This window comes from Pseudomonas sp. PS02302 (genome assembly GCF_029959585.1).
Lineage (GTDB): Bacteria > Pseudomonadota > Gammaproteobacteria > Pseudomonadales > Pseudomonadaceae > Chryseomonas > Chryseomonas aestiva.
Genome location: NZ_JASCON010000024.1, coordinates 35710 through 55468, shown reverse-complemented (window position 1 = coordinate 55468; position 19759 = coordinate 35710). Strand labels below are relative to the sequence as shown.

General features: G+C 66.2%; 18 protein-coding genes. 13 read left to right on the top strand and 5 right to left on the bottom strand.

Annotated elements, in window-relative coordinates; translation table 11 throughout:
- Positions 1-3: 3 nt before the first annotated feature.
- Genes ssuC through QMX82_RS10540 form a run of 3 tightly spaced genes read left to right on the top strand, consistent with a single transcriptional unit; the run spans position 4 to position 1837 of the window.
- The gene (gene ssuC, locus QMX82_RS10550) at positions 4-792 is read left to right on the top strand and encodes an aliphatic sulfonate ABC transporter permease SsuC (RefSeq protein ID WP_133862827.1); all 789 of its coding nucleotides are present in this window, start codon (positions 4-6) and stop codon (positions 790-792) included.
- Entirely contained in the window at positions 789-1598 is an 810-nt protein-coding gene (ssuB, locus tag QMX82_RS10545) for an aliphatic sulfonates ABC transporter ATP-binding protein (RefSeq protein WP_282283125.1), read from the top strand. The genes ssuC and ssuB overlap by 4 nt, the downstream gene beginning before the upstream one ends.
- Positions 1599-1621: 23 nt before the next feature.
- Complete coding sequence (locus tag QMX82_RS10540) at positions 1622-1837, top strand: TOBE domain-containing protein (protein ID WP_010795839.1); 216 nt, start codon at positions 1622-1624, stop codon at positions 1835-1837.
- A gap of 246 nt (positions 1838-2083) precedes the next feature.
- On the opposite strand, the gene QMX82_RS10535 is transcribed toward QMX82_RS10540, so the two are convergent.
- From QMX82_RS10535 to QMX82_RS10525, 3 genes are all read right to left on the bottom strand, one after another.
- Positions 2084-2644: an RBBP9/YdeN family alpha/beta hydrolase gene (locus QMX82_RS10535; protein WP_282283098.1), complete on the bottom strand. Its 561-nt coding sequence runs from the start codon at positions 2642-2644 to the stop codon at positions 2084-2086.
- Positions 2645-2866: 222 nt separating this feature from the next.
- A complete protein-coding gene (locus tag QMX82_RS10530; protein WP_208692335.1) occupies positions 2867-3487 on the bottom strand; it encodes an NAD(P)H-dependent oxidoreductase in 621 nt (206 codons plus the stop codon).
- A complete protein-coding gene (locus QMX82_RS10525; protein WP_133862823.1) occupies positions 3474-4868 on the bottom strand; it encodes a class II fumarate hydratase in 1395 nt (464 codons plus the stop codon). Before QMX82_RS10525 ends, QMX82_RS10530 begins: the two co-directional genes overlap by 14 nt.
- 172 nt (positions 4869-5040) lie before the next feature.
- Here QMX82_RS10525 and QMX82_RS10520 point away from each other — a divergent pair, with 172 nt between their 5' ends.
- The 5 genes from QMX82_RS10520 to arfB all read left to right on the top strand — a co-directional run bounded on the left by QMX82_RS10520 (position 5041) and on the right by arfB (position 8314).
- Positions 5041-5577: a DUF2059 domain-containing protein gene (locus QMX82_RS10520; RefSeq protein ID WP_133862822.1), complete on the top strand. Its 537-nt coding sequence runs from the start codon at positions 5041-5043 to the stop codon at positions 5575-5577.
- A gap of 122 nt (positions 5578-5699) precedes the next feature.
- Positions 5700-6011 (top strand): BolA family protein, encoded by a 312-nt coding sequence (locus QMX82_RS10515; protein ID WP_282283092.1) that lies wholly within the window; start codon positions 5700-5702, stop codon positions 6009-6011.
- Positions 6012-6310: 299 nt separating this feature from the next.
- Positions 6311-7264, top strand: coding sequence for an oxygen-dependent tRNA uridine(34) hydroxylase TrhO (trhO, locus tag QMX82_RS10510; RefSeq protein WP_282283090.1), 954 nt, complete (start codon positions 6311-6313; stop codon positions 7262-7264).
- 1 nt (position 7265) lies between these two features.
- The gene (locus QMX82_RS10505) at positions 7266-7901 is read left to right on the top strand and encodes a DsbA family protein (RefSeq protein ID WP_282283088.1); all 636 of its coding nucleotides are present in this window, start codon (positions 7266-7268) and stop codon (positions 7899-7901) included.
- 2 nt (positions 7902-7903) lie between these two features.
- The gene (gene arfB / locus QMX82_RS10500) at positions 7904-8314 is read left to right on the top strand and encodes an alternative ribosome rescue aminoacyl-tRNA hydrolase ArfB (RefSeq protein ID WP_133862845.1); all 411 of its coding nucleotides are present in this window, start codon (positions 7904-7906) and stop codon (positions 8312-8314) included.
- A 17-nt stretch (positions 8315-8331) separates the two neighbouring features.
- Here the strand turns inward: arfB and QMX82_RS10495 are convergent, their stop codons facing one another.
- Together QMX82_RS10495 and QMX82_RS10490 are read right to left on the bottom strand one after the other, a co-directional pair.
- Positions 8332-9177 (bottom strand): universal stress protein, encoded by an 846-nt coding sequence (locus QMX82_RS10495; protein WP_208692331.1) that lies wholly within the window; start codon positions 9175-9177, stop codon positions 8332-8334.
- Between the two features lie 60 nt (positions 9178-9237).
- A complete protein-coding gene (locus tag QMX82_RS10490; protein WP_208692330.1) occupies positions 9238-10698 on the bottom strand; it encodes a SulP family inorganic anion transporter in 1461 nt (486 codons plus the stop codon).
- A gap of 494 nt (positions 10699-11192) precedes the next feature.
- Between QMX82_RS10490 and fdnG the strand changes: the two genes are divergently transcribed.
- The 5 genes from fdnG to katG all read left to right on the top strand — a co-directional run bounded on the left by fdnG (position 11193) and on the right by katG (position 19727).
- Complete coding sequence (gene fdnG / locus QMX82_RS10485) at positions 11193-14273, top strand: formate dehydrogenase-N subunit alpha (RefSeq protein WP_208692329.1); 3081 nt, start codon at positions 11193-11195, stop codon at positions 14271-14273.
- The gene (fdxH, locus tag QMX82_RS10480; protein WP_133862816.1) at positions 14273-15232 is read left to right on the top strand and encodes a formate dehydrogenase subunit beta; all 960 of its coding nucleotides are present in this window, start codon (positions 14273-14275) and stop codon (positions 15230-15232) included. The genes fdnG and fdxH overlap by 1 nt, the downstream gene beginning before the upstream one ends.
- Before the next feature lie 46 nt (positions 15233-15278).
- A complete protein-coding gene (locus QMX82_RS10475; RefSeq protein ID WP_282283081.1) occupies positions 15279-15902 on the top strand; it encodes a formate dehydrogenase subunit gamma in 624 nt (207 codons plus the stop codon).
- 171 nt (positions 15903-16073) lie between these two features.
- Positions 16074-16991 carry a formate dehydrogenase accessory protein FdhE gene (fdhE, locus tag QMX82_RS10470; RefSeq protein WP_208692327.1) on the top strand — a complete coding sequence of 306 codons (918 nt, stop codon included), beginning with the start codon at positions 16074-16076 and terminating at the stop codon, positions 16989-16991.
- A gap of 474 nt (positions 16992-17465) precedes the next feature.
- Positions 17466-19727 (top strand): catalase/peroxidase HPI, encoded by a 2262-nt coding sequence (gene katG, locus QMX82_RS10465; RefSeq protein ID WP_282283078.1) that lies wholly within the window; start codon positions 17466-17468, stop codon positions 19725-19727.
- Positions 19728-19759: the final 32 nt, after the last annotated feature.

The window sequence follows — 19759 nt, the reverse complement described above, 5'->3', positions numbered from 1 at the left end:
GGCATGAACAGCACGATCGAACGTCAACTGCAGCGCCTGGCGCCCTGGGTGGTGCCGGTGGCCCTGATCGTCGCCTGGCAGCTGGCGGTCAGCAGCGGCCTGCTGTCCAGTCGCATCCTGCCGTCGCCGGCGGCGGTGCTGGCAGCGGGCTGGAGTCTGGTCAAGAGCGGCGAGCTCTGGCAACACCTGGCCATCAGCGGCTGGCGCGCCGGCATCGGCTTCGCCATCGGCGGCAGCATCGGCCTGGCGCTGGGCTTCATCACCGGGCTGTCGAAATGGGGCGAGCGGCTGCTCGACAGCACCCTGCAGATGGTGCGCAACGTGCCGCACCTGGCGCTGATCCCGCTGGTGATCCTCTGGTTCGGCATCGACGAGTCGGCCAAGTTGTTCCTGGTGGCCCTGGGGGTGTTCTTTCCCATCTACCTCAACACCTACCACGGCATCCGCAACGTCGATCCGGCGCTGGTGGAGATGGCCCGCAGCTACGGCCTCTCCGGGGCACGGCTGTTCTGGCACGTGGTACTGCCGGGCGCCTTGCCGGCCATCCTGGTGGGGGTGCGCTTCGCCCTCGGCCTGATGTGGCTGACGCTGATCGTCGCCGAGACCATTTCCGCCAGCTCCGGTATCGGCTACCTGGCGATGAACGCCCGGGAATTCCTGCAAACCGACATCGTGGTGCTGGCCATCCTGCTCTACGCCATCCTCGGCAAGCTGGCGGATCTCGCCGCCCGCGGCCTGGAACGTGCCTGGCTGCGCTGGCACCCGGCCTATCAGAAGGGAGCCCACGCATGACCAGTCTGCAAGCCGTTCCGCCGCTCTCGCGCGGCATCGCCCTCAAGCTGCAACAGGTGGTCAAGACCTTTGGCGAGCGCACCGTGCTCCATGGGATCGACCTGCAGATCCCGGCTGGCCAGTTCGTCGCCGTGGTGGGCCGCAGTGGCTGCGGCAAGAGCACCCTGCTGCGCCTGGTGGCCGGTCTCGACCGCGCCAGTGGCGGCACCCTGCTGGGGCAGGACGAGCCCCTGGCGGAGCACCGCGAAGACACCCGGCTGATGTTCCAGGACGCGCGCCTGCTGCCCTGGAAACGCATCATCGATAACGTCGGCCTGGGCCTCAGGGGCGACTGGAAGCCGCGCGCCCTGGAAGCCCTGGCGGCGGTCGGCCTGGCCGATCGCGCCCACGAATGGCCCTCGGCGCTCTCCGGCGGCCAGAAGCAGCGCGTGGCCCTGGCCCGCGCCCTGATCCATCAACCGCGCCTGCTGCTGCTGGACGAGCCACTGGGTGCCCTGGATGCCCTGACCCGCATCGAGATGCAGCAACTCATCGAAGGCCTCTGGCAGCGCCACGGCTTCACCGTGCTGCTGGTCACCCACGACGTGGGCGAGGCGGTGGCCCTGGCCGACCGGGTGGTGCTCATCGAAGACGGCCACGTCGGCCTGGATCTCGACGTCAACCTGGCGCGCCCCCGGGCCGCCGGCGATGCCCAGCTGGCCCGGCTGGAAGCCGAGGTGCTGGCCCGGGTGCTGCAGCAGCCGCTCAATCCCGATCTACCCGAAATCGTGCAACCCCTGCCCACGCAACTGCGCTGGGCCTACTGATCGCTCATCCGAGGAGTTCTGCCATGACCATCAAGGCCATCAACGTTCGCAACCAGTTCAAGGGCACCATCAAGGAAATCATCGAGGGCTCGGTGCTCTCCGAGATCGACGTCCAGACCGCCGCCGGTATCGTCACCTCCGTCATCACCACTCGCTCGGTCAAGGAGCTGGAACTGGTGGTGGGCAGCGAGGTGATCGCCTTCGTCAAATCCACCGAGGTGTCCATCGCCAAGCTGTGATGCGGCTTTGGTGGTGAGGAAACCCGCCCTGGTGGCGGGTTTTTTCGTTGTCTGTTGGGCTGCGCTGCGCTTAGCCCAACCTACGGGGTGTCACGTGGGGCGTAGGTTGGGTTGAGCGCAGCGAAGCCCGACGTTTTCCAGGCTCGAGAAGGTAAGCCGCTGCCCAGGGCAAAAACGCCAACGCCCCGGCTGAGCCAGGGAAGCGCCTGGGACCGGGGCATTGTGAAAGATTTGGAAGGGCAGGGATCAGGCCACCCGGAGGCCCTGGGCGGTCCCCAACTTGGTCAAGTGCAGCAGACCTTCTTCCCACTGCCGATGCCCGGAGCGGGTGTTGATATGGCCGGCACCCGGGAGGATGTCCAGGTCGCTGCCCCAGGCCTGGGCCAGGGCTTCGGCCCGGGCGAGACTGATGGCGTGATCGTTGTCTGAGGTCACTATCCTGGAAGGGAAGGGCAGTGGCTGCCGCGGCAAGGGCGCGAAACCCTGGAGTTCCGCCGGACAATCCGGGCGCTCGACGTCGGCCGGCGCCACCAGCAAGGCCGCCAGCACCCGCTGCCGGCGGGCCACCGGGGCACTGGCCGCCCAACGGGCGACGGTCACGCAGCCCAGGCTATGGGCGATCAGCACCACCGGGGCACTGGCTTGGACGATGGCTCTGTCGAGCGCGGCGATCCAGTGCTGCGGATCGGGGCGCTGCCAGTCGTCCTGCTCGACGCGATGGGCGTCAGGCAGCAGCCGCTGCCAGTGGGTCTGCCAGTGATCGGGGCCGGAACCTTGCCAGCCAGGAAGGATGAGATAGCGGGTCATGGCGGAGCTCCGCGGACGAAAGGGAGAGCCGATAGTGCCGATGGATGATCCGCAGGAGAAAGAATAAAAGGCGCTTTGGTTATGCCTGGAGCTTGGGTCGCGGGTTGGCCGCGGTAGAGCGGTAGGTTGGGCTGAGACGGCTCCACCGTCGAAGCCCAACAGGGCCAATGTCGAAGTGCTGTTGGGCTTCGCTGGCGCTCAACCCAACCTACCAAGGCTGGACTATTCGTTCCGCCCCAACCGCTCCACTTCCTGCAACCAGCGCAGCCGCTGTTCCTCGTCCGCCGCTCGCACCGGCGAGTACTCGTGGACCTGCAGCACCTGGATGCCGCAGGCTTCGAGGCCTTCCTGGATGCCCTGGCGATGGGGCGCCTGGTTACGCAGGCGCTGCCAGGGGGAGGGTGGGGTGTCGGAGGTGACCAGCAACTCGGCGCTGCGCCCGGTCAGCAGGGGCTCGCCGCCCCAGGTCTGGTCACGCTGGGCGAAGGCGAAGCCCGGTTGCAGGACGCGTTCGAGAAAACCCGCCAGTACCGCCGGCAGGCCGTTCCACCACACCGGATAGATGAACACCAGGTGCTCGGCCCAGTGGATCTGCCGCTGGGCTTCCAGCAGATCCGGCTCCAGGGGCTGCGAGAGGTCGTAGCCTTCCCGCAGCACTGGATCGAACTGGGCCTCGGCCAGCTTCAGCTGGCGCACCACCTGGCCAGTGGCCTGGGCGCCCTGGACGTAGGCGTCGGCCAGCGACTGGCAGAAACTGGTGCGCTTGGGATTGCCCTGGATGACCAGCAGGCGCCGGCCATCCCCTTCCAGCGGCGTGGCGCCGCGAGCCTCAGCCACGGCCACCGGCTTCCAGCATGGTTTCCGGACGGACCCACTCGTCGAACTGCGCATCGGTCAGATAGCCGAGCTCCAGCGCGGCGGCGCGCAGGGTCTTGTTCTCGCCGTAGGCCTTCTTGGCGATCTCGGCGGCCTTGTCGTAGCCGATGTGTGGATTGAGCGCCGTCACCAGCATCAGCCCCTGTTCCAGATGTTCGGCCATCTTGTGCTCGTCCGGCTCCATGCCGGTGACGCAATGGGTGTTGAAGTTGCGACTGCCATCGGCCAGCAGACGGATGGATTCCAGCACGTTGTGGGCGATCACCGGCTTGTAGACATTGAGCTGCAGATGGCCTTGGCTGGCGGCGAAACCGACGGTGACGTCATTGCCGATCACCTGGCAGGCCAGCATCGACAGCGCCTCGCACTGGGTCGGGTTGACCTTGCCCGGCATGATGGAACTGCCCGGCTCGTTGGCCGGCAGCTTTACCTCGGCGAAGCCCGCGCGCGGGCCGGAACCCAGCAGGCGCAGGTCGTTGGCGATCTTCATCAGCGCCACGGCCAGGGTCTTGAGACCGCCGTGCAGGGCCACCAGCGGTTCATGGCCGGCGAGGGCGGCGAACTTGTTCGGCGCGGTAACGAAGGGCAGGCCGGTAAGTTCGGCGATTTCCTTGGCGATGGCTTCGTCGAAGCCCTTGGGCGCATTGAGGCCGGTGCCCACGGCGGTGCCGCCCTGGGCCAGTTCCAGGACCGCCGGCAGGGCATTGCGGATGGCGCGCTCGGCCAGGTCCAGCTGGGCGACAAAGGCCGACAGCTCCTGGCCGAAGGTCACCGGGGTGGCGTCCATCATATGGGTGCGGCCGGTCTTGACCAGGTTCTGGTAGCGCGCCGATTGCAGCGCCAGGCCGCCGGACAGCTCGGCGATGGCCGGCAGCAGGTCGTTCTGCACTGCCAGGGCGGTGGCGATGTGCATGGCGGTGGGGAAGCAGTCGTTGGAGCTCTGGCCACGATTGACGTGGTCATTGGGATGGACCGGCTGCTTGCCGCCCATGCCATTGCCGGCCAGTTCGTTGCTGCGTCCGGCGATGACCTCGTTGACGTTCATGTTGCTCTGGGTGCCGCTGCCGGTCTGCCAGACCACCAGGGGAAACTGGTCGTCGTGGAAGCCGTCGAGGATCTCGCTGCTGGCCTTTTCGATCAGGGTGGCGACGTCTTCCGGCAACTCGCCAAGACGCAGGTTGACCCGCGCGGCCGCCTTCTTCACCGTCGCCAGGGCATGCACCACCGCCAGCGGCATCTGCTGGTTGCCGATGGCGAAGTTTTCCAGCGACCTCTGGGTCTGGGCGCCCCAGTAGACGTCGTCGGCTACTTCGATGGGGCCGATGCTATCGGTTTCGGTACGGCTCATGGCGGTCTCCGCTTATAAGGTGTGGGTCCAATCAAGTTGGGCAGCAGGTTAGCGCCAGGGTTCCCAAATGGGAAGTGTTCTCAAGTAGTCGACCGTCTTCGATAAGTTCAGGCCAGGTTCAGCCGCTCTGTGGCACACTCGCCGTCCATTTTCAGTCTCCTGAAGGATGCCCATGAAGAAGACCCTCCGTACGCTTGGCGCCGTCGTTGTGCTCGCCAGCGCCAGCAGCTTCGCCCTGGCCGATGCCAAGAGCCACGCGGCCGACGCGGAGCGCTTTCTCAAGCTGGCCAACGCCGACAAGCTGACCACGCCGGTCTACGCCCAGGTCCAGCAGCTCTTCGCCCAGCACTTCGAGCAGGCCAAGTCGCCGGCCAAGAAAGCCGTGCTGGAAAGCTACACCGCCCGCGCCAACCAGGCGCTGGACAGCACCATCGGCTGGGAAAAGATCAAGCCCGAGATGGTCAAGCTGTACACCGACAACTTCACCGAAGACGAGCTGGAAGGCCTGATCAAGTTCTACCAGTCCGATCTGGGCAAGAAGATGATCGCGACCCTGCCGCGCCTGTCGGCGCAGTCCGCCCAGCTGACCCAGGCCAAGCTGGAGCAGGCGGTACCCAAGGTCAACGGCATCCTCGCCGAGATGGACAAGGAGCTGGGCGTGAAGCCGCCGGCCGGTGCCGAGAACGCACCGCCGCCCGCCAAGCGCTGACTCCAGCCTTTGCCACGAAGCCCGGACTTGTTCCGGGCTTCGTCGTTGGTGGGCCGACCGGAATGATTCCGAGCCGGGCGCCAGCCCGTTAGACTAGGGGTTCTCACAGTCGAGGTATCCCCATGAGCATGCGCGAACGTATCCAGTCCAGCCTGGGCCTGTTGCAACCCGAGCACCTGGAGGTGCTGGACGAAAGCCACATGCACAGCCGCGGCCAGGAGACTCACTACAAGGCTGTGGTGGTCAGCGAACATTTCGCCGGCCTCAACGCGGTGAAGCGCCACCAGAAGGTCTACGGCACCCTGGGCGAACTCATGGGGCAGTTCCATGCCCTGGCGTTGCACACCTATACCCCCGAAGAGTGGGCGGCCCAGGGCCAGGCACCGGATTCGCCCACCTGCCGCGGCGGCAGCACGCACGACCTGGCGGGTTGACCCCGGCGAGCCCTGTTCAGCGGCAGTCCGTATTGGTTAAAATTTGATCGGCGCCGGCATCCTTGCCGGCTTTTTCGTCAAAGAACCTGTTTCACGACCTCGCGAGCTAGAGACAAACAAAGCGAAAAGGGCTGAGGAAGCGGATCGGACTCGCGCTCGAGTTTACGAGTGGTAAATGAGCATTCCGACGGGGCTGGCCTTCCAGGACCTTTTCAACGCAGTTTGGCCGACGCGCAGCAGGTTATGAACAGGTTCTAACCGGTCCGCCCTTTGCGAGGGCGACCCCTGGGAACCCGAAGATGACCGACAAGATTGTCGTGGCGGCCTTGTACAAGTTCGTCACCCTGGACGACTACGTTCAATTGCGTGAACCCCTGCTGCAGATCCTGCTGGCGAACGACGTCAGGGGCACCCTGCTGCTGGCCGAGGAAGGCATCAATGGCACCGTCTCCGGTAGCCGCGAAGGCATCGATGCGGTACTGGCCTGGCTGCGCGCCGATGCGCGCCTGGTGGACATCGACCACAAGGAATCCTACTGCGCCGAGCAGCCCTTCTATCGCACCAAGGTCAAGCTGAAGAAGGAGATCGTCACCCTGGGCGTACCCGGCGTCGATCCCAACCATCGCGTGGGTACCTATGTCGAACCCCGGGACTGGAACGCCCTGGTGGACGATCCCGAGGTGCTGGTGATCGACACCCGCAACGACTACGAGGTGGGCATCGGCAGCTTCAAGGGTGCCATCGATCCCCAGACCAAGAGCTTTCGGGATTTCCCGGCCTATATCCGCGAGCACTTCGATCCGGCTCGGCACAGGAAGGTCGCCATGTTCTGCACCGGCGGCATCCGCTGCGAGAAGGCGTCGAGCTTCATGCTGCAGGAAGGCTTTCCCGAGGTCTTCCACCTCAAGGGCGGCATCCTCAAGTACCTCGAAGAGGTGCCCGCGGCCGAGTCGCGCTGGGAAGGCGAGTGCTTCGTCTTCGACAACCGGGTGACCGTGACCCATGATCTCGCCGAAGGGGTCTACGACCAGTGCCATGCCTGCCGCACGCCGGTCTCGCCGGAAGACATGCAGTCAGCGCATTACAGCCCCGGCATCAGCTGCCCGCACTGCTGGGATTCGCTGTCGGAAAAGACCCGCGCCGGCGCCCGCGAGCGGCAGAAGCAGATCGAGCTGGCGCGCCTGCGCAACGAACCCCATCCCATCGGCCGCGATCCGCGGCTGAACGCCATGCCCAACCCCGAGGAGGTCTAGGATGCCCGGTCGCCTGCTCTATGTGATGGACCCCATGTGCTCCTGGTGCTGGGGCTTCGCGCCGGTGGTCGAGCGCCTGGCCGAGCGGGCGGCCGCCCAGGGCATTCCGCTGCATCTGGTGGTGGGCGGCCTGCGTCGCGAGCGGGTGGCCCAGGACACCGCCAGCCGGGTGCGCACCCTGGCCTACTGGCAGGCGGTGCAGGAGACCACCGGCCAGCCCTTCGCCCTGGACCAGGGCCCGCCGGAAGGCCTGGTGTACGACACCGAGCCCGCCTGCCGTGCCCTGGTCGCCGCCCGCCAGCTCGACGAGGAAGCCGTCTGGCCACTGGCCAAGCGTATCCAGCGGGCCTTCTATATCGAGGCCCGCGACGTTACCCAGCCGGCGCTGCTGGTGGAGCTGGCCGAAGCCTGTGGCCTGCCGCGCATCGAATTCGCGCCGCTGTTCGACGGCGAGCCGGCGCACCAGGCGACCCAGGCCGACTTCGACTGGGCCTTGAATCTGGGTATCGCCGGCTTCCCCACGCTGCTGGCCGAGCGTGATGGTCAGCTGGCGCTGGTCACCAACGGCTACCAGCCGCTGGCCGAACTGGAACCGCTGCTGGACGCCTGGCTCAGCCGCGGCGCGCACCTGGCGTGAGTCTGGTCATCGACGAGCGTCTGACGCTGCCCGAGCAGGAAATCCAGCTCACCGCGGTTCGCGCCCAGGGTGCGGGTGGGCAGAACGTCAACAAGGTCTCCAGCGCCGTCCACCTGAGATTCGACATCCAGGCGTCGTCGCTGCCGGAAGCGCTCAAGGAGCGGCTGCTGGCCCTGCGCGACGGGCGCATCAGCCGCGACGGCGTAGTGGTGATCAAGGCGCAGCAATACCGCACCCAGGAGCAGAATCGCGCCGATGCCCTGGAGCGCCTGGCCACGCTGATCGCCACGGCCAATGTCCAGGAAAAGCCGCGGCGTCCGACCAAGCCCACCTATGGCTCCAAGCAGCGCCGCCTGGAAGGCAAGTCGCGCCGCAGCGGCCTCAAGGCCAGTCGCGGGCGGGTGGATTTCTAGGCGGCGCATGGCCTGGGCTAGCGCACCACGATCAGCGCGCTGCCGGCGGCTTCGAGCATGTTGCGGGTGTTGCTGCCCATGAAGAAGTGGCGCAGGCGCGAGTGGCCGAAGGCACCCATCACCACCAGCTCCAGGCCGTGCTGCTTGCGATAGCGCTCCAGGCCCAGTTCCACATCGCCGTCGGTGATGGCGGTGGTGACCGCGCGGCCCCGGGCCCTGAGTTCGTCGGCGGCGCGGGCGAGGGCGGCGCGGCGTTCTTCGCGGTCGCGGCCGACGGTCACCAGGTGGCAGGCCAGGCCGTCGAACAGCCGGCAGTTAGCGACCCAGGTCACCGCCTTGCGCGCGCTGTTGCTGTCGTCATAGGCCAGCAGCACGCCACCGGGTTTGACGAACAGGTGGCCGGCCACCAGCAGCGGGCGATGCAGGAGGCGGATGGCGCTTTCCAGGTGGCGGCCGATCAGCCGCTTGGGCGGGCTGTCCTCGCCCTGGCGGCCCAGCACGATGAGGTCGAAATCCTCCTGCAGACTTTCCAGCGAACCTATCAGGTCACCGTGCTGCAGCACGGCCCCGGCGCAGCGCGCCTGTTGCTCCTCCACCCGCAGCTGGGCCGCATCGAGCAACAGCCGACCCTGGTCTTCCGCCAGGGTGCCGCGCTGGGCATCCAGGGCCGCCAGCTCGGTCAGCAGGTGTTCGCGGTTGACCAGCAGGGGCGATGTAGCCTGGCCCGGCCGTGGAAAGCGGCGCTGATCCAGCACATGCAGCAGGGTGAGCGGGGCATCCAGGGTGGTGCCGGCCCAGGCGGCGAAGTCGCAGACGGCGGCGCTGACGGCCGAGCCGTCGAGGCAGGCGAGGATCTTGGACATGGCCGCGGGTCTCCAGGAGCAGGACATTGCTGGGAGAGACCCGGGCGCGCCGTTGCGGGTTCAATCGCCGAGGGCGAGGTCGTCCGTCATGCCGCCGCGACGCAGCAGCTGCTTGCAGCGTTGGGACAGGTGCAGCACCCGTACCCGCTTGCCGGCCTTGGCATAGCGTTCGTGCAGGGTATGCAGCGCGGCCACGGCGGAGTAGTCGACGAAGCTCAGATGACGGCAGTCCACCACGACCCTGGCGGGGTCGCCGGCCGGATCGAACTGGTTCAAAAAGGTGGCGGTGGAGGCGAAGAACAGGGTGCCGTGCACCTGGTACCTCTTGCTGCCGTCGGCTTCCAGATGGCTGTCGGCGTAAAGGCGCCGGGCGTGCTGCCAGGCGAAGTTGAGCGCGGCGAGGACGATGCCGCAGAGCACCGCGGTGGCCAGGTCGGCGAAGACGGTGATCACGGTGACGGCAATGATCATCAGCATGTCGCTGCGCGGCACCCGGTGCAGCACCCGCAACGAGGCCCAGGCGAAGGTCTGCTGGGCGACCACGAACATGGTGCCCACCAGGGCCGCCAGCGGAATGCGCTCGATCAGCGGCGAGAGAAACAGCACGAACAGCAGCATCAGCACGCCGGCGACCACCCCCGACAGCCGGCCACGGCCACCCGAGCTCAGGTTGATCATGGTCTGGCCGATCATGGCGCAACCGCCCATGCCGCCGAACAGTCCCGAGGCCAGGTTGGCCGCGCCCAGGGCCACGCACTCGCGATTGGGCAGGCCGCGGGTCTCGGTGATCTCGTCGGTGAGATTCAGGGTCAGCAGGGTCTCCAGCAGGCCGACCAGGGCCATCAGCACCGCATAGGGCAGGATGATCTGCAGCGTTTCCAGACTCCAGGGGATGTCGGGCAGCGCCAGTTGCGGCAGGCCGCCGGCGATGTGGGCCATGTCGCCCAGGGTGCGGGTGGGCAGGTCGAGGAAATGCACCGCCAAGCCCACGCCGAGAATGGCGGCCAGGGCCGGCGGCACGGCGCGGGTCAGTCGCGGCAGCAGCCAGATGATGGCCATGGTCGCGGCGGTCAGGCCGATCATCAGGTACAGCGAGGTACCGCTGAGCCAGGTCTCGCCCTGCTTGAAGTGCTCCAGCTGGGCCAGGGCGATGACGATGGCCAGGCCGTTGACGAACCCCAGCATGACCGGGTGCGGCACCATGCGGATCAGCTTGCCCAGGCGCAAGAGGCCGAAGCCGATCATCAGCAGGCCGCCGAGCACCACCGTGGCCAGCAGGTACTGCACGCCGTGCTGCACCACCAGGGCGATGATGACCACCGCCATGGAGCCGGCGGCGCCGGAGACCATGCCGGGGCGGCCACCGAAGAGGGCGGTAAGGGTACAGATGAAGAAGGCGCCATACAGCCCCATCAGCGGATTGAGATGGGCAACCAGGGCGAAGGCGATGCATTCGGGCACCAGCGCGAAGGACGTGGTGAGACCGGCCAGGATGTCGGCGCGGGGAGAGACACTTTTCATGGCGTATCCAGAACGGGCGACAGCGCGGCGGGGGCGCGATCGCGAAGAGACGACAAGCAGCAGGAGACGGGTACTGGCCGCAGGGGCGGTTACCAGGGGAGGGGTGGTGCTATGGCGGCGTTGGCAGGCGCTTGGACATAATGAGGGGGTCCGCAGGCATCGCGAGGAAAGTTAGCGAGCTTAGCATGACTTTTCGGTGCTGCCGAATCGACAGGCTCGCCGGACCGCTCTACTGGATACCTTTCGCCAGGTCCTGGCCTTGCGTGCCCGCTGGCTGAGCGGCGGCTGGCCGGCGATGATCCGCTGCCAACGGGAGGGTACCCGGTGGAGCGAGATCCCAGGCCATTCCTCAGGCCGCCTCGGATCAGGGGACGGAAGGCCGACTTCCATTGATCGGCGACAACAGCCGAGCGCTCGATAAGTCGGAAGGTTGGGTTACTCTCTGTGCAGGGTTCGGCCATGTACCGGACCCAGCCTGAACGAGGATAAGAATCGTGGATATGAACCGTCGGCAATTCTTCAAGGTCGCTGGAGTCGGCCTTGCGGGATCCAGCCTGGCGGCGTTAGGCATGGCTCCCACAGCCGCCTTTGCCGACCAGGTGCGCCATTTCAAACTGGCGCACACCGTGGAAACCCGTAATACCTGTCCCTATTGCTCGGTCGGCTGCGGCCTGATCATGTACAGCATGGGCGACCGGGCCAAGAACGTGGCCCAGAACATCATTCACATCGAGGGCGACGCCGACCATCCGGTCAACCGCGGCACCCTCTGCCCCAAGGGCGCCGGCCTGCTGGATTTCATCCACAGCCCCAATCGCCTCAAGTACCCTGAAGTCCGCAAGCCCGGCAGCAACGAGTGGACCCGCATCAGCTGGGACGAGGCGCTCGGGCGCATCGCCACCCTGATGAAGGAAGACCGCGACGCCAACTTCATCGCCACCAACGATCAGGGCCAGACGGTCAATCGCTGGTTGACCACGGGCTTCCTGGCCGCCTCGGCGTCCTCCAATGAAACCGGTTATCTGACGCAGAAGATCGCACGGAGTCTGGGCCTGCTGGCCTTCGACAACCAGGCGCGCGTCTGACACGGCCCGACGGTGGCAGGTCTTGCCCCGACGTTTGGCCGTGGTGCGATGACGAATCATTGGAGCGACATCAAGAACGCCAATCTCGTCCTCATCATGGGCGGCAATGCCGCTGAAGCCCATCCGTGCGGCTTCAAATGGGTCACCGAGGCCAAGGCGCACAACAACGCCCGGCTGATCGTGGTCGATCCGCGTTTCACCCGTTCCGCCTCGGTCGCCGACTATTACGCGCCGATCCGGACCGGCAGCGACATCGCCTTCCTCGGCGGGCTGATCAACTACCTGATCACCCACGACAAGATCCAGCAGGAGTACGTCCGCAACTACACCGACGCCGGCTTCCTGGTGAAGGAAGGCTTTACCTTCGAGGACGGCCTGTACAACGGCTATGACGCCGAGAAGCGCACCTACACCGACAAGGTGAACTGGGGCTATCAGATCGGTGACGACGGCTTCGTCAAGATCGATCCGACCCTGCAGGATCCGCGTTGCGTCTTCCAGTTGATGAAGCAGCACTACAGCCGCTACACCCTGGAAGTGGCCAGCCAGACCTGTGGCACGCCGACCGACGCGATCCAGAAGGTCTGGGCCGAGATCGCCGAGACCTCGGCGCCCGGTCGCGTCATGACCATCCTCTATGCCCTGGGCTGGACCCAGCACTCCATCGGGGCGCAGATCATCCGCTGCGGCGCCATGGTTCAGCTGCTGCTGGGCAACATCGGCCTGCCGGGTGGCGGCATGAACGCCCTGCGCGGTCACTCCAACATCCAGGGCCTCACCGACCTGGGCCTGCTGTCGATCCAGCTGCCCGGCTACCTGACCATCGGCGGCGACGGCGAGCAGGACTACAACGCCTTCATCGCCCGCCGCGCCAGCAAACCGCTGCGTCCGGGGCAGATGAGCTACTGGCAGAACTACGGCAAGTTTCACGTCAGCCTGATGAAGGCCTGGTACGGCGACAAGGCCACCAAGGACAACGACTGGTGCTATCACTGGTTGCCCAAGGTCGATGTCACCGGCGCCGGCTACGACGTGCTGCGCTACTTCGACATGATGGGCAAGGGCCAGGTCAACGGCTATGTCTGCCAGGGCTTCAACCCCATCGCCGCCTTCCCCAACAAGGGCAAGATCCTGCGTGGGCTGTCCAAGCTCAAGTGGCTGGTGATCATGGACCCGCTGGCCACCGAGACCTCCGAATTCTGGCGCAACCATGGCGATCACAACGATGTGAACACCGCCGAGATCCAGACCGAGGTGTTCCGCCTGCCCACCACCTGCTTCGCCGAGGAAGACGGCTCCCTGGTCAACTCCAGCCGCTGGCTGCAGTGGCACTACAAGGGCGCCGAGGCACCCGGCGAAGGGCGCAGCGACATCGCCATCATGTCCGAGCTGTTCCTCAAGCTGCGCGAGGCCTATGCGAAGGAGGGCGGGGCCTTCCCCGATCCGATCCTGGGGCTGTCCTGGCCCTACGCCAAGCCGGAGGAGCCGGCCCCCGAGGAGCTGGCCAAGGAGTACAACGGCTACGCGGTCACCGATGTCCTGGATGCCAAGGGCGCGGTCTCGGCCAAGGCCGGTCAGCAACTCGCCGGTTTCGGCCAGCTGATGGACGACGGCAGCACGGCGTCGGGTTGCTGGATCTTCTGCGGTGCCTGGACCGAGCAGGGCAACCAGATGGCGCGGCGCGACAACAGCGATCCCTTCCACATGGGGCAGACCCTGGGTTGGGCCTGGTCGTGGCCGAACAACAGACGCATCCTCTACAACCGCGCCTCCTCGGATCTCCAGGGCAAGCCCTGGGACCCGAGCAAGAAGCTGGTGTGGTGGAACGACAAGGCGCAGAAGTGGGGCGGCACCGATGTGCCCGACTTCAAGATCGACGCCAAGCCGGCCGACGGCATGAGTCCCTTCATCATGAACCCGGAGGGGGTGGCGCGCTTCTTCGCCCTGGACAAGATGGCCGAGGGGCCCTTCCCGGAACACTACGAGCCGTTCGAGACGCCCATCGGTGTCAACCCGCTGCACCCCAACAACCGCAAGGCGCTCAACAGCCCGGCAGCGCGGGTGCTCAAGGACGACTGGGCGGACTTCGGCGATCGCAAGGACTTCCCCTATGCGGCCACCACCTACCGCCTGACCGAGCACTTCCACTACTGGAGCAAGCACTGCCGCCTCAACGCCATCATCCAGCCGGAGCAGTTCGTCGAGATCGGCGAGGTGCTGGCCAAGCAGAAGGGTATCGCCGCGGGTGATCTGGTGCGCGTCACCTCCAAGCGCGGCCACATCGTCTGTAAGGCGGTGGTGACCAAGCGGATCCGTCCGCTGCAGGTCAACGGCGAGACGGTGCACCACGTCGGCATCCCCATCCACTGGGGGTTCTCCGGTGTGGCGCGGATGGGTTATCTGGCCAACACCCTGACCCCTTTCGTGGGTGACGGGAACACCCAGACGCCTGAGTTCAAGTCGTTCCTCGTCAACGTGGAGAAAGCGTGATGGCAAGCCAAGATATCTATGCCCGCTCCGCGACCACCACGGCTTACACCTCGGTGCGCACCCAGGCGGAAGTGGCCAAGCTGATCGATGTGTCCAAGTGCATCGGCTGCAAGGCCTGCCAGGTCGCCTGTTCGGAATGGAACGAGTTGCGCGATGAGGTGGGCCACACCCACGGTACCTACGACAACCCGGCGGATCTCACCGCGGACTCCTGGACGCTGATGCGTTTCACCGAGCACGAGGACGAGGCCGGCAAGCTGGAGTGGCTGATCCGCAAGGACGGCTGCATGCACTGCGCCGAGCCGGGTTGCCTGAAGGCCTGTCCGAGTCCGGGGGCGATCGTCAAGTACGCCAACGGCATCGTCGACTTCAACCAGGACCACTGCATCGGTTGCGGCTACTGCATCGCCGGTTGCCCCTTCGATATCCCGCGGATCTCGAAGAAGGACAACAAGGCCTACAAGTGCTCGCTGTGTTCGGACCGGGTCGGGGTCGGCCTGGAGCCGGCCTGCGTGAAGACCTGCCCGACCGGCGCCATCGTCTTCGGCACCAAGGACGCCATGAAGGAGCACGCCGCCGAGCGCATCGTCGATCTCAAGAGCCGCGGCTACGAGAACGCCGGTCTGTACGACCCGGTTGGGGTAGGGGGCACCCACGTCATGTACGTGCTGCACCATGCCGACCAGCCGCAGCTGTATAACCACCTGCCCAAGGACCCGACCATCAGCCCCACCGTGGGCCTCTGGAAGGGCTTCACCAAACCCCTGGCGCTGTTCGCCATGGGCGCGGCGGTGCTGGCCGGCTTCTTCCACTACGTGCGCGTCGGCCCGAACCGGACCGATGACGACGACGAGGTGGTCGAGGCGCCGCCTCGTCCCGAGGGCGATGCGCCCAGGGGCGAGGTCAAGCAGCTGAGTCCGTCCGTGCAGATCTTCGATCCGCACGACAAGCAGCCCTAGCAGGGGTACGCCCCCGGTTTGGCCGGGGGCGTCCTGGGAGATCGAGATGAAACCTGAAATCCAGCGTTACAACGCCAACGAGCGGACCAACCACTGGATCGTGGCGATCCTGTTCTTCATGGCCGGGCTGTCGGGACTGGCGCTGTTCCACCCCGCGCTGTTCCCCCTGTCGAACCTGTTCGGCGGCGGCACCTGGACGCGTATCCTGCATCCCTTCATGGGCGTGGCGATGTTCCTGTTCTTCGCCTTTCTGGTGATCCGCTTCTGGCGGCACAACAAGATCGGTCGCGAAGACGCCCAGTGGCTCAAGCAGATCAACGACGTGCTGAACAACCGCGAGGAAAAGCTGCCGCCGATCGACAAGTACAACCCCGGGCAGAAGATCCTGTTCTGGGTGCTGCTGGCCTGCATGCTGGTCCTGCTGGTCAGTGGCGTGATCATCTGGCGACAGTACTTCGCCCACCTGTTCCCCATCCCGGTGATCCGCCTGGGCGCCCTTGCCCATGCCGTGGCCGCCTTCGTGCTGGTGCTGTCGATCATCGTGCACATCTATGCCGGGATCTGGATCAAGGGCTCGGTGACCGCCATGATGACCGGCTGGGTCAGTCGCGCCTGGGCCAAGAAGCACCACTCGCTGTGGTACGAAAAGGTCACCCGCGAGAAGAAGTGAGGCTGTTGTTGGCCTTCGCTGCGTTCAACCCAACCTACGGCTGAGGGGCACGGCATTTTGCCCCCTCTCCCTCCGGGAGAGGGTTGGGGTGAGGGCCGCGGAGGCCAACATCCCGACCCGCCCGCTATCCTGAATCCTCCATCTTCCACCGTTTTCCTAAGGAGCCCTGCCATGGCGGGCCAGATCCTCGAGCCCGGCGAAATCGAAGCCGCGGCCGTCAATCCCGATTTCATCCTCTTGCCTGGTGGCGAGCTGTTCGGCTATCGCGCCGACCGCCTGCGGCTGCTGGCCACCGGCAATGCGCTGAGTGACTACCTGCTGCTGATGGCCGAGCTCTGCGAGGCGCAGCAAGGGGTTTTCGACCAGCTGGCGCCCCTGCCGCTGGACGAGGCGCGCAGCGCCCAGAGTCTGCAGCATGGTCTGCCACCCCTGGGGCACGACACCCTGGTCCGCGAAGGCGACTGGCTGCCCGCGCTGGATGCCCTGCTGGAGATCCTCACGCTTGAGCAACCGCCGGTGCAGGCCGCCCTGGACGAATTGCGCCAGGCCGATGCCGGCCAGCGCAAGGCCTGGGCCATCGCCTTGCTGGCCGGCAGCTACGAACTGGTGCCAGCCGGCGTCGTGCCCTTCCTCGGCGCCGCCCTGCAGGTGGCCTGGACCCACTGGCTGCAACGCAGCGACTTGACCGCCCTGCGTGAACAGGGCAGCCAGACGTCCTGCCCCTGCTGCGGCGCGCCACCCATGGCCGGCGTCATCCATCACCTGGGCAAGGCCAATGGCCTGAGATACCTCACCTGCTCGCTGTGTGCCTGCGAGTGGCACTTCGTGCGGGTCAAGTGCAGCCACTGCGAGACCGGCAAGGGCTTGGGCTATTACTCGCTGAGCACCGACGACGCCAACGCCCAGAAGGCCCCGCTGCGCGCCGAGACCTGCGCCCACTGCAAGACCTATCTCAAGCACCTCTATCGCGACTACGACGCCCGCAGCGAACCCCTGTCCGCCGACCTCGCCAGCCTGGCGCTGGACGTGCGCCTGGCGGAAGAAGGCTACGAGCGCCACGCGCCCAATCTGCTGTTCGCCCCGGGCTAGACCGGGCAGGGCGGTCGCCGCTTCCGTTTCCGCCTATGGCGGGCAGCCTCGTCCCGGCCGGTGCCGATGCGCGCACCCTGATTCCGCTTCGTGAAGCCGAGCCGCGCGAACCCTGGCGAAGCGGTCGCCAACGCTGCTTATCGCGCCAAGCGTAGGTCGGCAATGCCCTGTCACCGCGGGGTCATCTTGCAGAGCCAGTCTATCGAAGGGCACAAAACCTTCTATCACGCCGAGCGGCGAAGCCGTCTAGTATGGAGACTGCGCCGCTTCGTCGGTGTGCCCATCTGATGAGGGGATAACAATGACCGCAACGTCCGCTTCGCCCATGGTGGGGCTTCCCCCGGAGTCGGCTCGACGCCGGCCTCGGCGCCTGTCGAGCCCCTAGGCCGACGCGACCGGAACCACGCCTTCTGCAGGCCGTGCTGCTGTCGCGGCTGACAACCGGATGAACAAGACCCTGAGGTAGCCAAGAAGATGTCGACCGAATCCAAGTGCCCGTTCAATCACGCCGCCGGCGGCGGTACCACCAACAAGGATTGGTGGCCGAACCAGCTCAATCTCAACTTCCTGCACCAGCATTCCTCGCTTTCCGATCCCATGGGCGAGGCGTTCGACTACGCCAGCGAATTCAAGAGCCTCGACCTGGAGGCGGTAAAGGCCGACCTGCGCGCCGTGATGACCGATTCCCAGGACTGGTGGCCGGCCGACTTCGGCCATTACGGCCCGCTGTTCGTGCGCATGGCCTGGCACAGCGCCGGCACCTATCGCGTCGGTGATGGCCGTGGCGGCGCCGGTCAGGGTCAGCAGCGCTTCGCGCCGCTCAACAGCTGGCCGGACAACGTCAGCCTGGACAAGGCGCGCCGGCTGATCTGGCCGGTCAAGCAGAAGTATGGCCGCAAGATCTCCTGGGCCGACCTCATCGTCCTCACCGGCAACGTCGCCCTGGAATCCATGGGCTTCAAGACCTTCGGCTTTTCCGGCGGTCGCCAGGACGTCTGGGAACCGGACGACGCGGTGTTCTGGGGTTCGGAAACCGTCTGGCTGGGTGGCGACGTCCGCTATGGCGCGCACAAGCAGATGGAGCAGCCCGGTGATGGCGTGCTGACCGCACAGCCCGAGCAGCATCCGGTGGAGCACAGTCGCAACGACAATCCGCAACGCACCCTGGAAAATCCCCTGGGCGCGGTGCAGATGGGCCTGATCTACGTGAACCCCGAAGGTCCGGACGGCAATCCCGATCCGGTGGCCTCGGCCCATGACATCCGCGAAACCTTTGGCCGCATGGCCATGAACGACGAGGAAACCGTCGCCCTGATCGCCGGCGGCCACGCCTTCGGCAAGACCCACGGCGCGGGCCCGGCGACCAACGTCGGCGCCGAGCCGGAAGCGGCCGACCTGGAACAGCAGGGCTTCGGCTGGCAGAACAGCTACGGCACCGGCAAGGGCGCCGATACCATCACCAGCGGCCTCGAAGTGACCTGGACCTCCACGCCCACCCGCTGGAGCAACGAATACTTCGAGAACATGTTCAAGTTCGAGTGGGAGCTGTTCAAGAGTCCGGCCGGTGCCCACCAGTGGCGGCCGAAAGACGGCGCCGGCGCCAATGCCGTGCCCGATGCCCACGATCCCAGCAAGCGTCACCAGCCGACCATGCTGACCTCCGACCTGGCACTGCGCTTCGATCCGGCCTACGAGAAGATCTCCCGCCGCTTCCTGGAAAACCCGGACCAGCTGGCCGATGCCTTCGCCCGTGCCTGGTTCAAGTTGACCCACAGGGACATGGGTCCCCTGGCCCGCTACCTGGGCCCGGAAACCCCCACCGAAGAACTGCTGTGGCAGGACCCGCTGCCCAAGGCCGCAGGCGCGCCCCTGGGCGAGGCCGAGGTCAAGGCGCTCAAGGACAAGCTGGCCGCGTCCGGCCTGAGCGTGTCCGAACTGGTCGGCACCGCCTGGGCGGCGGCCTCCACCTTCCGCGGTTCCGACAAGCGCGGCGGGGCCAATGGCGGCCGTCTGCGCCTGGCGCCGCAAAAGGACTGGGAGGTCAACCAGCCGGCGCAACTGGCCAAGGTGCTGGGCGTGCTGGAAGGCATCCAGCGTGACTTCAACAGCCAGGGCAAGCAGGTCTCCATCGCCGACCTGATCGTGCTGGCCGGCAGTGTCGGGGTGGAAAAGGCCGCCCAGGCGGCGGGCCATTCGGTCAGCGTGCCCTTCACCCCGGGTCGCGTGGATGCCTCCCAGGAGCAGACCGATGTCCATTCCTTCGGGCACCTGGAGCCCTGGGCCGATGGCTTCCGCAACTACGTGGGCGGGGAATTCAAGGTCAAGCCGGAATTCCTGCTGGTGGACAAGGCGCACCTGCTGAACCTGACCGCGCCGGAACTGACGGTGCTGCTGGGCGGCCTGCGCGTGCTGGACATCAACGTGGGCGGCGCCAAGCACGGCGTCTTCACCCAGCGGCCGCAGACCCTGACCAACGACTTCTTCGTCAACCTGCTGGACATGGCCACCGAATGGAAGGCCACCGGTCCGGACAAGGCCACCTTCGAAGGTCGCGATCGCAAGACCGGTGCGGTGAAGTGGACCGGCACCCGGGTCGACCTGGTGTTCGGCTCCCACGCCCAGCTGCGGGCGCTGAGCGAGGTCTATGGCAGTGCCGACGCCCAGGAGAAGTTCGTCAAGGACTTCGTCAAGGTCTGGACCAAGGTGATGGAGCTGGATCGTTTCGATCTGCGCTGATCACTGAGCGGTAACTGAAAACGCCTCCTTCG